General features: G+C 67.7%; 16 protein-coding genes and 1 tRNA gene. 6 read left to right on the forward strand and 11 right to left on the reverse strand.

The window, feature by feature from the left end:
* Positions 1-44 precede the first annotated feature (44 nt).
* The gene (locus DXK32_RS24850; protein ID WP_114860950.1) at positions 45-707 is read right to left on the reverse strand and encodes a DUF6766 family protein; all 663 of its coding nucleotides are present in this window, start codon (positions 705-707) and stop codon (positions 45-47) included.
* A gap of 169 nt (positions 708-876) precedes the next feature.
* Between DXK32_RS24850 and DXK32_RS24855 the strand changes: the two genes are divergently transcribed.
* From DXK32_RS24855 to DXK32_RS24870, 4 genes are all read left to right on the forward strand, one after another.
* Positions 877-1,410 (forward strand): hypothetical protein, encoded by a 534-nt coding sequence (locus DXK32_RS24855; protein ID WP_205215824.1) that lies wholly within the window; start codon positions 877-879, stop codon positions 1,408-1,410.
* Between the two features lie 155 nt (positions 1,411-1,565).
* A complete protein-coding gene (locus DXK32_RS24860) occupies positions 1,566-3,068 on the forward strand; it encodes a sensor histidine kinase (RefSeq protein WP_114860951.1) in 1,503 nt (500 codons plus the stop codon).
* Positions 3,058-3,507: a response regulator gene (locus DXK32_RS24865; RefSeq protein WP_114860952.1), complete on the forward strand. Its 450-nt coding sequence runs from the start codon at positions 3,058-3,060 to the stop codon at positions 3,505-3,507. Before DXK32_RS24860 ends, DXK32_RS24865 begins: the two co-directional genes overlap by 11 nt.
* Positions 3,504-4,544 carry a sensor histidine kinase gene (locus DXK32_RS24870; protein WP_114860953.1) on the forward strand — a complete coding sequence of 347 codons (1,041 nt, stop codon included), beginning with the start codon at positions 3,504-3,506 and terminating at the stop codon, positions 4,542-4,544. The genes DXK32_RS24865 and DXK32_RS24870 overlap by 4 nt, the downstream gene beginning before the upstream one ends.
* A gap of 92 nt (positions 4,545-4,636) precedes the next feature.
* On the opposite strand, the gene DXK32_RS24875 is transcribed toward DXK32_RS24870, so the two are convergent.
* The 3 genes from DXK32_RS24875 to DXK32_RS24885 all read right to left on the reverse strand — a co-directional run bounded on the left by DXK32_RS24875 (position 4,637) and on the right by DXK32_RS24885 (position 6,829).
* Positions 4,637-4,713, reverse strand: a tRNA-Arg gene (locus DXK32_RS24875).
* 66 nt (positions 4,714-4,779) lie between these two features.
* On the reverse strand, positions 4,780-5,787 hold the full coding sequence (locus DXK32_RS24880) for an alpha/beta hydrolase (protein WP_114860954.1): 1,008 nt from the start codon (positions 5,785-5,787) through the stop codon (positions 4,780-4,782).
* A 28-nt stretch (positions 5,788-5,815) separates the two neighbouring features.
* Positions 5,816-6,829 (reverse strand): ABC transporter ATP-binding protein, encoded by a 1,014-nt coding sequence (locus DXK32_RS24885; protein WP_114860955.1) that lies wholly within the window; start codon positions 6,827-6,829, stop codon positions 5,816-5,818.
* Between the two features lie 172 nt (positions 6,830-7,001).
* On the opposite strand from DXK32_RS24885, the gene DXK32_RS24890 reads away from it, so the two are divergent.
* Positions 7,002-7,193 carry a zinc-finger domain-containing protein gene (locus tag DXK32_RS24890; RefSeq protein WP_079285642.1) on the forward strand — a complete coding sequence of 64 codons (192 nt, stop codon included), beginning with the start codon at positions 7,002-7,004 and terminating at the stop codon, positions 7,191-7,193.
* Positions 7,194-7,532: 339 nt separating this feature from the next.
* A complete protein-coding gene (locus DXK32_RS24895; protein WP_114860956.1) occupies positions 7,533-9,596 on the forward strand; it encodes a putative bifunctional diguanylate cyclase/phosphodiesterase in 2,064 nt (687 codons plus the stop codon).
* 59 nt (positions 9,597-9,655) lie between these two features.
* Here the strand turns inward: DXK32_RS24895 and DXK32_RS24900 are convergent, their stop codons facing one another.
* The 7 genes from DXK32_RS24900 to DXK32_RS24930 all read right to left on the reverse strand — a co-directional run bounded on the left by DXK32_RS24900 (position 9,656) and on the right by DXK32_RS24930 (position 15,994).
* Positions 9,656-10,252: a PDC sensor domain-containing protein gene (locus DXK32_RS24900; protein WP_114860957.1), complete on the reverse strand. Its 597-nt coding sequence runs from the start codon at positions 10,250-10,252 to the stop codon at positions 9,656-9,658.
* Positions 10,253-10,532: 280 nt separating this feature from the next.
* Entirely contained in the window at positions 10,533-11,333 is an 801-nt protein-coding gene (locus DXK32_RS24905; RefSeq protein ID WP_114860958.1) for a MetQ/NlpA family ABC transporter substrate-binding protein, read from the reverse strand.
* Between the two features lie 10 nt (positions 11,334-11,343).
* Positions 11,344-12,012: a methionine ABC transporter permease gene (locus DXK32_RS24910; RefSeq protein WP_104675398.1), complete on the reverse strand. Its 669-nt coding sequence runs from the start codon at positions 12,010-12,012 to the stop codon at positions 11,344-11,346.
* Positions 11,978-13,042, reverse strand: a complete 1,065-nt coding sequence (locus DXK32_RS24915) for a methionine ABC transporter ATP-binding protein (protein WP_114860959.1) — start codon at positions 13,040-13,042, stop codon at positions 11,978-11,980. The genes DXK32_RS24910 and DXK32_RS24915 overlap by 35 nt, the downstream gene beginning before the upstream one ends.
* Complete coding sequence (locus DXK32_RS24920; protein ID WP_114860960.1) at positions 13,039-14,709, reverse strand: acyl-CoA synthetase; 1,671 nt, start codon at positions 14,707-14,709, stop codon at positions 13,039-13,041. The genes DXK32_RS24915 and DXK32_RS24920 overlap by 4 nt, the downstream gene beginning before the upstream one ends.
* A 231-nt stretch (positions 14,710-14,940) precedes the next feature.
* Positions 14,941-15,720 carry a MetQ/NlpA family ABC transporter substrate-binding protein gene (locus DXK32_RS24925; RefSeq protein WP_114860961.1) on the reverse strand — a complete coding sequence of 260 codons (780 nt, stop codon included), beginning with the start codon at positions 15,718-15,720 and terminating at the stop codon, positions 14,941-14,943.
* Between the two features lie 73 nt (positions 15,721-15,793).
* Entirely contained in the window at positions 15,794-15,994 is a 201-nt protein-coding gene (locus DXK32_RS24930; protein ID WP_040138044.1) for a hypothetical protein, read from the reverse strand.
* Positions 15,995-16,160 lie beyond the last annotated feature (166 nt).

Here is a 16,160-nt window from a genome sequence, read left to right on the forward strand (position 1 = left end):
GCGCCCGACGCCGCCGAAAAGGCCGGTGCTGAAGGGCCGGGCGCTCAGTCGCCGGTTTCGCTGTTCGGGGCGGCGACCGGCTTGGATTCGGGGGAGCCACGCTCGCGCAGATAGATGCCGAGCACGACCAGAACCCCCATGGACAGGAACTCGCTCTGCCAGTTCTGGAAGCTCTCGTACCAGAATTCCGGATCGGCGAGGGTTTCGCCCATGGTTTTGGTGGGCTGGTGGTGCCACGCCGCCTCTTCGTTCGAGCGTCGCGTGCTGCCCGCCAGATGCAGGACGAAGGACATCACGAACAGCGTCACCAGCGCGATGCTGAGCGAGTGGGAGTAGAGCCGCAGCAGCAGGCCGCCCCGGTGCACCGGCCAGGGCGCGTCGGGATCGCCGCGCCGCCGCTCGGGCGCCTCGTCCTCCGGGTTGGCCTCTCCCGGCTTCTTGGATTCCGAGGAGCCCTTCTGGACCAGGATGGCGGTCAGCAGCACATAGACCGACATCTGGAGGAACTCGCTCTCCCAGTTCTCGAAGGTCGCCGACACGAAATGGCCGGTGGTCAGATAGTCGAGGAGGCCGACGGGTGGCTGGGCGTGGAGGCGAAGCTCCTCCGCCAGGGCGCGCCAGCCGGCCAGCACCTGCCCAACGATGGAGACGAGGAACAGCCCGAACAAGGCGACCGACAACCCGTTGTCCCGCAGGAAGCGACGCATGTGCTGCACCTTGCTTTTGATGCCACGGATTCCGATGCCACGCCCTGGTCCGTTCAACGCTTGGCCGGGCGAGAGGTTTCGCCGGCGCCCGCGAAGCCTCGCCAGGAACCTTGAAAGGTGGGGTCCTGTTGATTGGAGGCTCCCCACAACAACCTTTGGTCCATGTCCCATGAACCACTCTGTCGCCGGAGCCATCGCCGGGCTGGCCGGCACCGTCGTCATGACGGCGGCCATGCGCGCGATGTTCCGCGCCTTGCCGGAGAAGGACCGTTACCCCTTGCCGCCGCGCCTGATAACGGACCGGGTTGTCGGCCCGACCGGGCTGATGGACGCGCTGGACGAACCGGAGCGCCGCGACCTGACGCTCGCCCTGCATTACGGCTACGGCGCCGCCGCCGGGGCGCTGTATCCGGCGATCGCGCGCCGGATCGGCGGGCCGGCGGCGGTGACGGGGGTTGGCTACGGCCTTGCGGTCTGGGGCGCCAGCTATCTGGGATGGATTCCGGCGATGCGCATTCTGACCCCCGCGACCCGCCATCCGCCCGCCCGCAACAGCCTGATGCTGGCCGCCCATGTGGTGTGGGGAGGGGTGACGGGGGTCACGGCCGCGTATCTGATGGGAGTGGGAAAGGAGCGCCGATCCGCTGCGGAGCCGATGGAGGGCGCTCGCGACTGTGCCCCCACCGTCCGGGAGCCGGCTTGAGACCGGTCGCCGAAGGAACCCGCCCTCGCGGGTCCTGTAACGGCCGATTGACAACATTGCCGCTCGACAACCTGATGGTGCGGCTCAAATTGCCAAGCATGCGATGACTTGCTATAGGGGCGATACCTCATCCCCGCAGGGGTCGGTCGTCTGCGATGCACACCTTCAGCACCACCGTCACCCGGCGCGCCCTTCTGATGCTGATCGCCGCCGCGTTGGCGCTGCTGGGGATCGTCGCGACGTCGGGATGGCTGGCGGACAGCACGCGGCAGTTTTCGGGGTCCGTCAGCCGGATGACCTCGTTGCGGGTCGCCGCCGGGACGCTCCTCAGCCAGTTGCAGGACGCCGAGATCGGCCAGCGGGGCTATCTTCTCACCGAGGACCGTCAGTATCTCAAGCCCTACGAGACCGCGACCACCGCGGTCGACGCCACGATTGCCCGGCTGCATGACCTTGCCGGCGGAAACACCGACGCGTTGCGCATCGTGGACCGCCTCGCCGTCCTGGCCGCCGCCAAACGGGAGGAGTTGGCGCAGACCATCGCGCTGATGGAGGCCGGCCGCCGGGACGAGGCTCTGGCCGTCGTGCGCACCGGTCGCGGCATGATGCTGATGGACGATGCCCGGCGCTCCCTCGCCGATCTCATCACCCCCGCCGACGCCCAACTCGACACCCAGCTGTCCACCTTGATCGGGCAGGCCAGAGCGTCGGGTTGGGTCGCCAACCTCGGCGGCCTGTTCATCGTGCTGGTTGTTGGCGGCGCCGTTTGGATCGCGTTCCGCTACGCGCAGGACCTCATGCGGGCGCAGAGCGCGATCCAGGCGCTCAACGACACCCTGGAGCAGCGCGTGTCGGAGCGGACGAAGGAACTGCAACGGGCCAACGACGAAATCCAGCGCTTCGCCTACATCGTCAGCCACGACCTGCGTGCCCCGCTGGTGAACGTGATGGGCTTCACCGGCGAATTCGAGGCAGGACTGGCAAGCGTGCGTGCCCATCTCGACCGCCAGCCGGCGGACGGCGACGCCGCCGCGGCGTCGGAGGCGCGACGGGCGGTGGCCGAGGACATGCCCGAGGCCATCGGCTTCATCCGCGCATCGACGTCGAAGATGGACCGGCTGATCAACGCCATCCTCGCCCTGTCGCGCCAGGGGGGGCGGACGCTGAACCCGGAACCCGTCGCCATGCGGGCTCTGCTGGAAAGCGTGGTCGCCAGCTTCCGCCACCAAGCCAGCGAACAGCACTGCACCATCGACATCGAGGGGCACTTGCCGGTCCTGGTGTCGGATCGGCTCGCGCTGGAGCAGGTGTTCGGAAACCTGCTCGACAACGCGATCAAGTATCTCGATCCGGCGAGGACGGGACGGATCGCCATCCGCGGGCGGGTCGAGGAAGACGGCCTCGTCGTCTTTGACGTCGCGGACAATGGGCGCGGAATTCCGCCGCAGGATCACGAACGGATCTTCGAGCTGTTCCGCCGCTCCGGTGTGCAGGACCGCCCCGGAGAGGGGATCGGGCTGGCCTATGTCCGGACGCTCATCCGGCGCCTGCAAGGCGAGGTTGCCGTCGAATCGGTGCCTGGACAGGGCAGCGTCTTTCGCATAAGCCTTCCCGGAAGCCTGGCCCAGCTTTCGGAGACGCACCTCCATGACGCATGACACCCAGTCGGCGTGCATCGTCCTGATCGAGGACGACGAGGGGCATGCCCGACTGATCGAGAAGAACATCCGTCGCTCCGGCGCGACCAACGACATCATCCCCTTTACCGACGGCACCAGCGCGCTCGCCTATCTGTTCGGTCCGGATGGAAGCGGGCGGGCAAGCATGGGGCGGGCGCTTCTCATCCTCCTGGATTTGAACCTTCCGGACATGACGGGCATCGATATCCTGGCGAGGCTCAAGGCCAACCCCTGCACCAAGCGCTTCCCCGTCGTGGTGTTGACCACGACCGACGACCGGCAGGAAATCCAGCGCTGCTACGATCTCGGGGCCAACGTCTACATCACCAAGCCGGTGAACTACGAAAGCTTCGCCGCCGCGATCCGGAAACTGGAACTGCTTTTTTCGGTCATGCAAATTCCCGAGGCGGTGGCATGACCGACCCGGCCATCCGCTTCCTCTACATCGACGACGACGCCGCCATGGCGCGGCTGGTGCAACGGAAGCTCGAGCGGCGCGGTTACATCGTGGAATGCGCAAAGGACGGCCAGGAGGGGTTGAGCCGGCTGGACTTGGGCGGCATCGCGGTGGTTGGGCTGGATCACGAGATGCCCGGGGTGACCGGGCTGGACATCCTGCCCATCCTGCTGTCGCGCGACGATGCGCCGCCGGTCGTCTACGTCACGGGTGCGGGGGACACGCGGGTGGCCGTCGCGGCGCTGAAGGCGGGCGCGGACGATTACGTCCCCAAGGAAGCCGGGGAGGAATTCTTCGATCTGCTGGTGGCGGCCATCGAGCAGTCCCTGGAGAAGGCGCATCTGCGCCGGGAAAGAGAGCTTGCGGAGCGGGAGGTGCGTGCCGCGCGGGACCGCGCGGAATTGCTCCTGCGGGAAGTCAACCACCGTGTCGCCAACAGCCTGGCTCTGGTCGGAGCCTTCATACAAATGCAGAAATCCAGCCTGTCCGACCCCGAGGCCCGCGCCGCGCTGGGCGAGACGCAGGCGCGCATCATCGCGATCGCCGGCATCCACCGAAGCCTTTACACCTCCGACGACGTGCGTTCGGTTCGGATCGACCTGTATCTGGAAACGCTGCTCGCCGGAATGCACAGCGCGATGACGACCCGGCACCCCGATCGCTTCAGCGTCGTTGCCGATGCGGTGTCGGTGCCGACCGACAAGGCCGTGTCCCTGGCGGTGATCGTGACCGAGCTGGTCACGAACGCCTGCAAATACGCTTACCCGGATGGCCGGATCGGCAGCATCCGCGTCCGGGCGACCGCCGCCGACGGGCATCTGTCGGTGAGCGTGGAGGATGACGGTGTCGGCTTCTCCCATGACGACGCTCCGCAGGGAACCGGCCTGGGCACGCGGATTGTCCAGGCGATGGCGACCAGCCTGGGAGCGCGGCTGAACTACGACAGGCGGCATGCCGGCACCTGGGTGACGCTGACGATGCCGTTTCAGCCGATGTGAGGATGCCCGCCGAGGCTAATTCCGCGCCTGACATGCTGTAGAAACAACGAAAAAAGGCCTAGCACGCATTGCGGCTAAGCCTTTGAAATCGCTGGCGGACCCGAATGGATTCGAACCATCGGCCTCTGCCTTCGGAGGGCAGCGCTCTATCCAGCTGAGCTACGGGTCCATCATCAGCGGAGGCGCACCATAGCGAAAAGCCTGACCGAGTGCAAACACTCCTTTCGACATTTTTTCACCCCCCGCCGGGGCCGCCCGTCCGCGCCGACTTCGCGGCCAGGAGGCTGCGGTTGCGGTCGGCGCCGCTCGCCAAGGGCTGCTTGGGGTTCTCGATCCAGGCGGCGATGTCGTTGACCACCACCGGACCCTTCAGGTCGCGCAGCAGCATGTGCCAGCCGTCGGGATAGACCGCCACCACATGCCGCCCGCCGGACTCGAATTCCTCGACCGCGCGGTCGACCGGTGTCTTCGGCAGCACCTCCTCGTGGGCGCCGTAGAGCACCAGGGACGGCACCTTCAGATGGCCGCAGGCGGCCAGGGCGGTGCCCATCAGGTCGGTCAGCCCCTCCAGCGCGTCGACGCGGGAGCCTTTGATGACCAGCGGGTCGCGGCCCAGGGCGCGCAGCATCTCGATGTTGTCGGACGCCTGGATCTTCAGATCCTTCGGCGGGTGCACCACCATTCCGGGAACCGTGTTGTAGCTGAGCCAGAGCAGAGCGCGCGGGAAGAAGCCCATCGCGTCGCGGCCCCAGACGGCGGGGGCGACCAGGATCGTGCCGTTCACGTCGGGTGGATTCGGGGCGGTCATCGCCGCCAGCACCACGGCCCCACCCATGCTCTCGCCCATCAGATAGACCGGCAGGCCGGGGTGGCGGGCGTGGATCTGGGACACCGCCGTCTTCAGGTCGGCCACCAGCGTGTCGGTGCCCGGCCAGATGCCGGTGTTCCGCGTGGCGCCGAAGCCGCGCTGGTCGTAGGCGTAGACGGCGATCCCCCGCGCGGCGAGGCTGCGACCGGCCCCGTCGAAGGCGTTGGAATAGTCGTTGTAGCCGTGCAGGGCCAGCACCGCCGCGCGCGGCGCCTCGTCCTCGGGCAGCCAGCGGCGCAGCGGCAGTTCGAAGCCGTCGGCGGCGATCAGGGCGCTGTCGGTCAGGGCCGGCTGGGTCACCGGCAGCCCCATCGGCTGATAGGCCGCGGTGCAGCCGGACAGCAGAAGGCCGATCCCGACGATCAGTTTCGCCATGCGGCCGCCCGCCCTGCGCCGCCCCGCCCTACACCGCATCGTGGGCGATCTCCTTGCGGGCGTGGGCGCCGCCGGTCAATTGCAGGAAGATGTCCTCCAGGTCCGACTCCTCGGTGCTGAGATCGACGATTCCCAGCCCGGCCCCGGCCAGGGCCGCCAGGATGCCGTCCACCCGCTGGTGGCTCGGCTGGTAGCGGACGATCAGCCGCCGCGGCTCGGCCAGTTCGGCGGTGAAGGCGGACAGTTCCGCCGGCACGGCGTCCAGGTCGCGGTCGACCAGGACGGTCAGCGCCTTGGCGTCCACCCGGCGGAGCAGCGTGGCCGTCGGCTCGCAGGCCACCACCGTGCCGTGGTTGATGATGGCGATGGAGTCGCACAGCTCCTGCGCCTCCTCCAGATAGTGGGTGGTCAGCAGCACCGTCGAGCCCTCGCGGTTCAGCTTGCGCACATGCTCCCAGAGCTGGATGCGCAGTTCCACGTCCACCCCGGCGGTCGGCTCGTCCAGCACCAGGACGGGCGGGGTGTGGACCATCGCCTTCGCCACCATCAGCCGCCGCTTCATGCCACCCGACAGCGACCGGGCGTAGGCGTCGGCCTTGTCGCGCAAGCCCACGGCCTCCAGCAGCTCCTCGGTCCGGCGCTCGGCCTTGGGCACGCCGTAGAGGCCGGCCTGAAGCTCCAGCATTTCCCGCGGGGTGAAAAAGGGGTCCATGTTCAGTTCCTGGGGGACCACGCCGATCGACGCCCGCGCCTGACGCGGATGGGCGTCGATGTCGGTTCCCCAGATCGACACCGTGCCGCCGGTCTTGTTGACCAGCCCCGCCATGATGTTGATCAGCGTGGACTTGCCCGCTCCGTTCGGCCCCAGCAGCCCGAACACCGCCCCGCGGGGAATCGCCAGGTCGATGCCCTTAAGAGCTTGTTTCGGGCCGGCCTTTCCAGAGGCCTGATAGGTCTTGGTGAGGCCGCGCACCTCCACGGCGTAGGCGGGGACGGCGTAAGCGAGCAGGGCGGCGGCGTTTTGCGGGGCGTGCGCAACCATGGAGTCGAAAGGGCCTTTCCGGTCGTGCCCCCTGGTCCGAACCCCCGGGGGCGATCACTGTCCAATCACTTGATCCGTCCGGCGCGTCGGGTATGATCCGACCCCGCGCGCGTGCCTCATTCGGTGGGCATCTTAACGATGGCGTTAACGCGCGCGTGTGTCAAAGTGGAGGATGTCTGCCATGCAGCCAATTGAAACGATTGAAGTCGAGACCCTGACCGTCGGGTGCGACGGTGGCGGCGGCGCGCTCGGCCACCCGCTGGTCTATCTGACGCTGAGCGCCGAGGGCAAGGTCGAGTGCCCCTACTGCTCGCGTCACTTCGTCCTGAAGGAAGGCGCCAAGACGGGCACGCACGGGCACTGAGCCCGGCGGCGCTTCTTACAGGGCGGAAATCCCGCGCGCAGCGAGGGCCGGAGCAATCCGGCCCTTTTTGTTTGCCGGCGGTCCGAACCGGTGGTTCAGGGCGATTCTGTGGCCTTTCCGCCACCCGACGCTGTTACGATGCAACGTGTGGGCTGCGGCGGTCATATGCCTCTTTTGTTGCAATTGTGAAAAATATAGAACGAACCGCCTTGACGCGCGTCGCGATCCGCCTTCTACTTTTTTGCGGCGCAAAAGAGGCGCCCATCGCAATTGCCCGCTCAGGTCCTCCGCATGCTTTTTCCTGAGGCCAACGCTCTCGCGCCAGATGAGGCCCGATCCATGAGCCAAGAGACGGAAGAGCAATACAGAAGCATTTTCGAGAACGCGGTCGAGGGCATCTACCAGACCACGGTGGACGGGCGTTATCTGCGGGTCAATCCGGCGCTGGCGCGGATTTACGGCTACCGCTCGCCGGCCGACCTGATCGACAACCTGACGGACATCGCCGGCCAGCTCTACGTCGATCCCGGCAAGCGCGAGGCCTTCGCCCGCCTGATGGCGGAGCGCGACGTGGTGCAGAGCTTCGAGGCGCGGGTCTTCCGCAGCGATGGCTCGATCATCTGGATTTCGGAGAACGCGCGCTGCGTGCGCGATCCGCAGGGCCGCATCCGCTACTACGAAGGCACCGTCCAGGACATCACCGAGCGCAAGCAGCACGAGGAGAAGATCCGGCTGCTCGCCACCGTCTTCGACAGCGTGGCCGACGGCATCCTCATCGTCGACCCCGACCTGTCGGTGCAGGCGGTCAACCCGGCCTACGAGGTGATGACCGACTTCCAGCGCGAGGCGCTTCTCCACCGCCCGCTGGTGATCTTCGCCCCCGGCTCGCACGAGCGCGCCTTCATCGACGACATCTGGCGCACCGCCCGCACGGAAGGCCGCTGGCAGGGCGAGGTGACCAGCTTCCGCCATTCCGGCGACGCCTTCGCGGCCTCGCTGTCGGTCACGGCGGTGCGCGCGCCGGGCGGGGTGCTGGAGCATTACGTGCTGACGCTCGCCGACATCAGCCAGCGCAAGTACCAGGAACACCAGATCCGCTACCAGGCCAGCTTCGACCGGCTGACCGACCTGCCCAACCGCTGGCTGGTCTGCGAGCGGCTGGAGGAGGCCATCGCGCGTGCCCAGCGCATGCGCACCAAGGTCGCCGTGGCCTTCCTCGACCTCAACCGCTTCAAGCAGGTGAACGACACGCTGGGCCACCATGCCGGCGACGACCTGCTGAAGCTGGTGGCCAAGCGGCTGCGCAACTGCACCCGCGTGTCCGACACGGTGGGCCGGCTGGGCGGCGACGAGTTCCTGATCGTGGCGCCCGACGCCGTGGACCGCGCCTCCGGCGCCCGGCTGGTCGAGAAGGTGCTTTATTCGATGGGCGAGCCCTTCGCCGTCCACAACCAGGAGCTTTTCTGCGGCGCCTCGATCGGCGTCGCCTTCTTCCCCGACGACGGCGAGACGGCGGACCAGCTCCTGCGCAACGCCGACCTCGCCATGTACCACGCCAAGCGCAACCCGGAATGCAAGTTCGTCTTCTACGAGGCGGGCATGCGGGAGCGCACCGGCTTCACGCTGGGGCTGGAAAGCGACCTGCGCCGCGCCGCCGCGACCGGCGAGGAGTTCGCGCTGCATTTCCAGCCCAAGGTGGACATGCCGCAGCGCGGCTATCACCGGGTGATCGGGGCGGAGGCGCTGATCCGCTGGCACCACCCGGTGCGCGGCCTCGTCAGCCCGGCGGAGTTCATCCCGCTGGCCGAGGAAACCGGCCTGATCTGGGAAATCGGTGCCTGGACCCTGAGGGAGGCCTGCGGCCGGCTGGCCGGCTGGCTGGCCGCCGGGCTGGACATCGCCTCGGTGTCGGTCAATCTGTCGCCGCGCCAATTCCAGGATGCGCGTCTGGTGAACTTCGTCCGCGACGTGGTGGAGCGCAGCGGCGTGCCGCCGGAGCGGCTGGAGCTGGAGCTGACCGAGGGCGCCATGATCGGCGACATCGAGAAGGCGGTGACCATCCTGCACGGGCTGAAGGGGATCGGCATCCGCCTGTCCATCGACGATTTCGGGACCGGCTATTCCTCGCTGGCCTATCTGAAGCGCTTCCCGATCAACACGCTGAAGATCGACCGCAGCTTCGTCCGCGACATCGTGCAGTCGGCCACCGACCCGGCCATCGTCAACACCATCGTGAACCTCGCCGACAGCCTGGGCTTCGACACCATCGCCGAGGGGGTGGAGACGGAGGAGCAGGCGGACATGCTGCGCCGTCAGCGCTGCACGCGCATCCAGGGCTTTCTCATCAGCCGCCCGCTGGACGTGGACGCCTTCCAGCGCTTCCTGGTGGAGAACGCCCGGTAGAGCGGCTCCCCGACCGGCCGCCCTGCGATGGGAACGGGCCGGCGGGAAGCCGCGGCCCGTCAGTTGCCGAGCTTGTTGGTGTCGAGCACGATCATCGCCACGCCGATCTTCTCCTTGCTGGCCGGGTCGAGTACGGGAACGCTGACCTCGGTCAGCATGGCGTTCGTCTCGGCGTCCTTCTCCGGGTCGGTCATGTAGAGGTCGGAACCGCCGCTGTAGACCTTCTGCCACTTCGGCTCGTCACCCTGCCAATAGTCGGAGGTGCCGCCGGTCTGGGCGACGTTCAGGCCGCGGTTGTCCATCAGCAGGATTTCCACGATCCGGCCGTTGCTCTTGTCCGTCACCTCCTTCAGCCGCTTGGTCACGGCGTTGGCGGCGATTTTGTCATAAGTCGGGTTGGCGGACTTGGCCTTGGCCGCCGCCTTCCAATCGTTGTCCATGGCGTCGATCTTGGCTTGGTCGAGGCCCTTGTGCGCGGTGTTCTGGGCCTTGACGGCGTCGACCACCGCCGGGTCGGCGAGCCAGCTCTGGGTCTGTGGGCTCACCGTCTTGCGGACGTTGGCTTCCAGGGCGGGGTCGGCGGCGTAGGCCGGCAGGGTGCCGAGCATGGTCAGGACCGCCGCGGTGGACAGCAGCAGGGAAACGCGTTTGGACATCGATTCCTCCCAAGGTTGATCCGCCCGCGGGCCGCCTTTGCGGCCTGTGCTCCGTGGGCGCAGAACCATAGGTCCCGTTTCATCCCGGCCGTCAGAGGAATGCGCGATTTATTCCGTTCAGCAGAAAATCAGTCGCACTAACCATTGTTGCCCTTGAAGCTCCCCACGGGAGTTTCCCCGGGTCGCGCCATCGTGGGGCGTCACGGCCAGAGAACGTCACGGCCAAAGAAAAAGGCCCTTCCCCCGGTTGGAGGAAGGGCCTTTCCGGTCCGGCGGCGGGTTACCAGGCCGGGACCACGGCGCCCTTGAAGCGGTCGAGGATGAACTGCTTCACCTCGTCGCTCTGGTACACCTTCACCAGCGTGGCGACCCACGGCTTGTCCTGGTCGGCCTTGCGGACGGCGATGACGTTGGCGTAGGGGCTCTCGCTGGCCTCGCGGGCGATGGCGTCCTTGTTCGGGTCCAGGCCGGATTCCATGGCGAAGTTGGTGTTGATGACCGCCACGGTCACGTCGTCCAGCGAACGCGGGAGCTGCGCGGCGTCGAGTTCCAGAATCTGGAGCTTCTTCGGGTTCTCGGCGATGTCGAGCGGCGACGCCTTCAGGCCGGCGCTCTCCTTCACCTTCAGCAGCCCCTTGGCCTGGAGCAGCAGCAGGGCGCGGCCGCCGTTGGTCGGGTCGTTGGGGATGGAGACCTTGGCGCCGTCGGGCAGCTCGTCGAGGCTCTTCACCTTCTTCGAGTAGACGCCCATCGGGAAGATCACCGTCTTGGCGACGCTGACCAGCTCGTAGCCACGGTCCTTCACCTGGTTGTCCAGATAGGGCTGGTGCTGGAAGGAGTTGGCGTTCAGGTCGCCCTGGGCCAGCGCCTGATTCGGGATGACGTAGTCGGAGAACTCCAGAACCGTCAGGTCGAGGCCTTCCTTGGCGGCCAGCGGCTTCACCTTCTCCAGGATCTGGCCGTGCGGGCCGGGGGTGACGCCGATCTTCAGGGCTTCGGCCGACGCGCCGACGGCGGTCGCCAGGGTCGCGATGCCGGCCACCAGACCGAAGGCGGCGCCGAGCACACGGGTACGGAACATCTCCAACTCCTCAGGACTTCAGGTTGCGTTTGTTGACGCGGCGGGCGATCCAGTCGCCCGTCGATTGAACGATCTGCACCAGCACGATCAGCACGATCACCACCGCCAGCATGACCTCCGGCAGGAAGCGCTGGTAGCCGTAGCGGATGCCGAGGTCGCCCAGGCCGCCGCCGCCGACAGCACCCACCATGGCCGAATAGCCGATCAGGCTGACCACCGACAGCGTCAGGCCCAGCGCGATGGCGGGCATCGCCTCCGGCAGCAGGACCTTGCGGATGATCTGGAAGGGCGTGGCGCCCATGGACTGCGCCGCCTCGATCAGGCCGCGGTCGACCTCGCGCACGGCGCCCTCGACGATGCGGGCGATGAAGGGCACGGCGGCGACCGTCAGCGGCACGATGGCCGCGGCGGTGCCGATGGAGGTGCCGGCGATCAGGCGGGTGAAGGGGATGATCGCCACCACCAGGATGATGAAGGGGGTGGAGCGCGTCATGTTCACCAGCACGCCGGCGACCCGGTTGAAGGCGAGATTCTGCAGAAGCTCCCCCCGGCCGGTGACGGCCAGGAGCACGCCCAGCGGAAGGCCCAGCGCCGTGCCCAGGAGGCCCGACACCGCCACCATGTAGAGCGTGTCGAGAAGCGCCTTAAACAGCAGCGCGTAGATTTCCGGGGACAGCATGACCGAGCACCTCGACACCGAGCTTGTTGACGTTCAGGAGGCTGATGGCCGCCTCGATGGACTGCGGGTTGCCGATGGCCTCCACCACCAGCGTTCCGAAGGGCGCGCCCTGGATCTCGTCGATCTGGCCGTGCCAGATGTTCAGATCCAGGTTCAGCTTGCGGCTGATCGCGCTGATCACCGGGGAGGTCGCGCGCTCCCCCGTGAAGGTGATGCGCAGCACCATGTTCGACCCCGGAACCGGCGTCGCCGACAGGCGGGCGCGCAGACTGTCCGGGATGCCGCGGTTGATGACCGGATCGACGAAGGTCTTGGTCGTCTCGTGCCTGGGGTGCGCGAAGATGTCGAAGACCGGCCCCTGCTCGATGATCCGTCCGTTCTCCATCACCGCCACCTTGTGGCAGATCTCCTTGATGACGGCGATCTCGTGGGTGATCAGGACGATGGTCAGCCCCAACCGCTTGTTGATGTCGGCCAGCAGGTGGAGGATCTGGGTCGTCGTCTCCGGGTCCAGCGCGGAGGTCGCCTCGTCCGACAGCAGCACCTTGGGCTTGCTGGCCAGCGCGCGGGCGATGCCGACGCGCTGCTTCTGCCCGCCCGACAGCTCCGCCGGGTAGCGGTCGCGCTTGTCGGTGAGGCCGACGAGGTCGAGCAGCGGCTCCACCGTGGCGCGGATCTGCGCCTTCGCCACCCCGGCCAGCTCCAGCGGCAGGGCGACGTTGTCGAACACCGTGCGCGAGGACAGCAGGTTGAAGTGCTGGAAGATCATGCCGATGCTGTGCCGCGCTTCGCGCAGATCGCGCGGCGACAGGGCGGTGACGTCCACCCCGTCGACCAGCACGCGGCCCGAGGTCGGCTTCTCCAGCAGGTTCACGGTGCGCAGCAGCGTGGATTTGCCGGCGCCCGAACGCCCGATGATTCCGTAGATCTCGCCGCGCCCGATGGTCAGGTCGATGTCGGCGAGCGCCTGGACCGGCTGGCCGGTGCCGCGGGACGGGTAGGTTTTCTGAAGCTGTTCGAAGGTTATCATACGCTCTTGGCCTCCCGACGCGCGCCCAGATCGCGGGCCGCGTCGCGCAGGACGGTCTTCTGGATTTTACCGGTCGATGTCTTCGGCAGATCGCTGAACACAACGGTGCGCGGCACCTTGTAGTGCGCAATGCGGTCGCGGCACCATTGAATTATGTCGGACTCAGAGGGGCGCGCCGCGCCGGGCTTCACCGTCACGAAGGCGCAGGGGCTCTCCCCCCAACGGTCGTCGGGGCGGGCGACCACGGCGGCCTCCAGAACGGCGGGGTGCCGGTACAACGCTTCCTCCACCTCCAGGGACGAGATGTTCTCGCCGCCGGATATGATGATGTCCTTGCTGCGGTCCTTCACCTCGATATAGCCGTCGGGGTGCAGCACGCCCAGGTCTCCGGTGCGGAACCAGCCGTCCTTCAGCGCCTCCCTGGTTGCCGGGGGGTTCTTCAGATAGCCCTTCATCACCGTGTTGCCGCGCAGCGCGATCTCGCCGATGGTCTGCGCGTCGGCGGGAACCGGCCGGCCGGTCTCACGGTCGAGCACGGTCGCGTCCTCCACCGCGACGTGGTTCACCCCCTGCCGCGCGAACTGCAGGGCCAGCCCGTCGGCGTCGAGGTTCTCCCAGCCGTCTTGAGGGGCGCAGACGGTGGCCGGGCCGTAGCATTCGGTCAGCCCGTACATGTGCACCACCTCGAAGCCCAGCGCCGCCATGCCGGCCAGCACGGCCGACGGCGGAGCGGCGCCGCCGGTGCCCACGATCACCCGGCGGGGGGCGGGCCGCCGCACCGTCTCCGGAGCGTGGATCAGCATGTTCAGCACGATCGGCGCGCCGCACAGATGGGTGACGCCCAGCTCCGCGATGGCGTCGAAGATCGCCGCCGGCTCCACCCGGCGCAGGCAGACATGGGTGCCGCCCGCGGCGGTGACCGCCCAGCTGTAGGTCCAGCCGTTGCAATGGAACATCGGCAGCGTCCACAGGAAGACGCTGTCGGGCCGGACGTTCAGGGTGAAGGCGTTGCCCAGCGCGTTCAGATAGGCGCCGCGGTGGTGGTAGACGACGCCCTTGGGGTTGCCGGTGGTGCCGCTGGTGTAGTTGAGCGCGATGGCCTGCCATTCGTCGTCCGGCCCGCGCCAGGGGGCGGGGTCGGCGGCGGCGAGGAAATCCTCATACTCCACCGCACCCAGCGACGGCGCGTCGGGCGCCTGCTCGTCGGCGATCTCCACCAGCGTGACGGGGCGCTCCGTCCGGGCGAGCGCCGCCTTGGCGACCGGCGACAGCTCGCGGTCCACAATGAGGAGCTTCGTCTCGCTGTGGTCCAGGATGAAGGCGATGGCCGCGGCGTCCAGCCGCGTGTTCAGCGCGTTCAGGACCGCGCCGGCCAGCGGCACCGCGTAATGGGCCTCCAGCAGCGCCGGGACGTTGGGCGCCAGCACCGACACCGTGTCGCCGGTCCTCACCCCGGCCCGCAGCAGCGCCCCGGCGAAGCGCCGCACCCGGTTGTGGAACTGCGCGTAGGTGATGGTCCGGCGGCCGTGGCGGATGGCCGGCTTGTCCGGATAGACCTTCGCCGCGCGCTTCAGGAAGCTGAGCGGGCTGAGCGGGACGTGGTTCGCGGGGTCGGGGGCGAGGCCGCGGTCGAAGATCGAGGCGGTGCGGCTGAACGGGCCGGTCATGACGGAGCTTCCTGGAAAGAATCACTTTCGCAATTCCCTCTCCCCTCTGGGGAGAGGGTCAGGGTGAGGGGGTTGCGCGTGGCGCCATGTCCGGCAAAAGCACAACCCCCTCACCGGCCCTCCGGGCCACCCTCTCCCCGCTTTCGGCGGACCGGAGGTCCGCCTGTCGCGTCAGCGCAAACGAAGTTTGCGCGTGAGCGGAGGGGAGAGGGCTATGACAACCGGCGGCGATCACCAAGTCGGGATGATGGTGCCGTTGAAGCGCGTGTTGATGAAATCCCGCACCTCGGCGGAGCGGTACAGCTCGATGAAGCGCTTGATCGCCGGGTCCTCGGCGCGGTCCTTGCGGACGGCCCAGACGAGGTGCCATTTCGACTGGTCGTCCTCCAGAACCAGCGCGGTCTTCGGGCTCAGCCCGGCGAGGACCGCGTAGTTCAGCGTGATGACCGAGGCGTCCACGTCGTCCAGCGAGCGCGGAAGCTGGGCCGCGTCCAGCTCGACCAGCTTGATCTTCTTCGGGTTGGACGCGATGTCGGCGATGGAGGTGTTCAGGCCCGCCCCGTCCTTCAGCCCGATCACCCCGGCCTTGGCCAGCAGGAACAGGGCGCGAGCGCCGTTGGTCGGGTCGTTGGGGATGGAGACGCTGGCCCCCTCCTTCAGGTCGGCCAGTGACGACACCTTCTTCGCGTAGATGCCCATGGGCACGACGATGCTCTTGGCGACCGGCACGATGTCGTAGCCGCGCTGCTTGATCTGGTTGTCCAGGAAGGGCTGGTGCTGGAAGTTGTTGGCGTCGATGTCGCCGGACTGCAGCGCGGCGTTGGGCATGTTCCAGTCGGTGAACTCGATCACCTCCGCCTTCAGGCCCTCCTTGGCGGCGATCTTCGCCGTGTATTCCAGGATCTCGCCATAGGGGCCGGCGGACACGCCGAGCTTGAGGGCCGCGGCGCCGGCGCCGGTGGAAACGGTGAGAAGGGCGGCGGTGACAATGGACGTCAGAAAGGCTTTCACGGAACGGGTCCTTTATGCGCGGTGTGGAATATTCGGCTCGGGCACAGGGTCGGTGTGAAATGCGGGCGCGCGATCAGCGCCGCCGCACGCCGGAGCGCCGGGCCGCCAATTGTTTGGCGGCGCGCTCGGCCTGTCCGACGTTGCGGAAGGTCTGGCGATCGAGGTCCTTGAAGGACCAGTCGGACACGAAGAAGGTGAAGCCGCCCTGGCCGGCGACGACGATGCCGGCGGACCGGCCCTGGACCTCGATGGCGTAGGCGTTGGAGGTGCTCATGACGGTGTTCTCCCTCGGCCCGCGGCGGTGTGGCGCGCGGGTTTCATGCGGATCGGATGCTGGACGGAACGGGTTGGCGCGCTGGGGTCAGCGGCGACACGAGGCGTTGCGCATTCGGCAACACAGGTCCGTCGCGGTGCCGGTCCGATCGGCTGGGGAGGGGAGG

Origin of the sequence: Azospirillum brasilense, assembly GCF_003349955.1 — a bacterium.
Taxonomy (GTDB): Bacteria; Pseudomonadota; Alphaproteobacteria; order Azospirillales; family Azospirillaceae; genus Azospirillum; species Azospirillum brasilense_B.

What these genes read in the sequence shown, in the direction of transcription:
- DXK32_RS24910 (WP_104675398.1), bottom strand. Translation starts at nt 12,012, where the DNA reads ATGCTGTCCCCGGAAATCTACGCGCTGCTGTTTAAGGCGCTTCTCGAC.
- DXK32_RS24900 (WP_114860957.1), bottom strand. Translation starts at nt 10,252, where the DNA reads ATGTCCAAACGCGTTTCCCTGCTGCTGTCCACCGCGGCGGTCCTGACC.
- DXK32_RS24890 (WP_079285642.1), top strand. Translation starts at nt 7,002, where the DNA reads ATGTCTGCCATGCAGCCAATTGAAACGATTGAAGTCGAGACCCTGACC.
- DXK32_RS24860 (WP_114860951.1), top strand. Translation starts at nt 1,566, where the DNA reads ATGCACACCTTCAGCACCACCGTCACCCGGCGCGCCCTTCTGATGCTG.
- DXK32_RS24920 (WP_114860960.1), bottom strand. Translation starts at nt 14,709, where the DNA reads ATGACCGGCCCGTTCAGCCGCACCGCCTCGATCTTCGACCGCGGCCTC.
- DXK32_RS24905 (WP_114860958.1), bottom strand. Translation starts at nt 11,333, where the DNA reads ATGTTCCGTACCCGTGTGCTCGGCGCCGCCTTCGGTCTGGTGGCCGGC.
- DXK32_RS24930 (WP_040138044.1), bottom strand. Translation starts at nt 15,994, where the DNA reads ATGAGCACCTCCAACGCCTACGCCATCGAGGTCCAGGGCCGGTCCGCC.
- DXK32_RS24885 (WP_114860955.1), bottom strand. Translation starts at nt 6,829, where the DNA reads ATGGTTGCGCACGCCCCGCAAAACGCCGCCGCCCTGCTCGCTTACGCC.
- DXK32_RS24880 (WP_114860954.1), bottom strand. Translation starts at nt 5,787, where the DNA reads ATGGCGAAACTGATCGTCGGGATCGGCCTTCTGCTGTCCGGCTGCACC.
- DXK32_RS24915 (WP_114860959.1), bottom strand. Translation starts at nt 13,042, where the DNA reads ATGATAACCTTCGAACAGCTTCAGAAAACCTACCCGTCCCGCGGCACC.
- DXK32_RS24850 (WP_114860950.1), bottom strand. Translation starts at nt 707, where the DNA reads ATGCGTCGCTTCCTGCGGGACAACGGGTTGTCGGTCGCCTTGTTCGGG.
- DXK32_RS24870 (WP_114860953.1), top strand. Translation starts at nt 3,504, where the DNA reads ATGACCGACCCGGCCATCCGCTTCCTCTACATCGACGACGACGCCGCC.
- DXK32_RS24865 (WP_114860952.1), top strand. Translation starts at nt 3,058, where the DNA reads ATGACGCATGACACCCAGTCGGCGTGCATCGTCCTGATCGAGGACGAC.
- DXK32_RS24855 (WP_205215824.1), top strand. Translation starts at nt 877, where the DNA reads ATGAACCACTCTGTCGCCGGAGCCATCGCCGGGCTGGCCGGCACCGTC.
- DXK32_RS24895 (WP_114860956.1), top strand. Translation starts at nt 7,533, where the DNA reads ATGAGCCAAGAGACGGAAGAGCAATACAGAAGCATTTTCGAGAACGCG.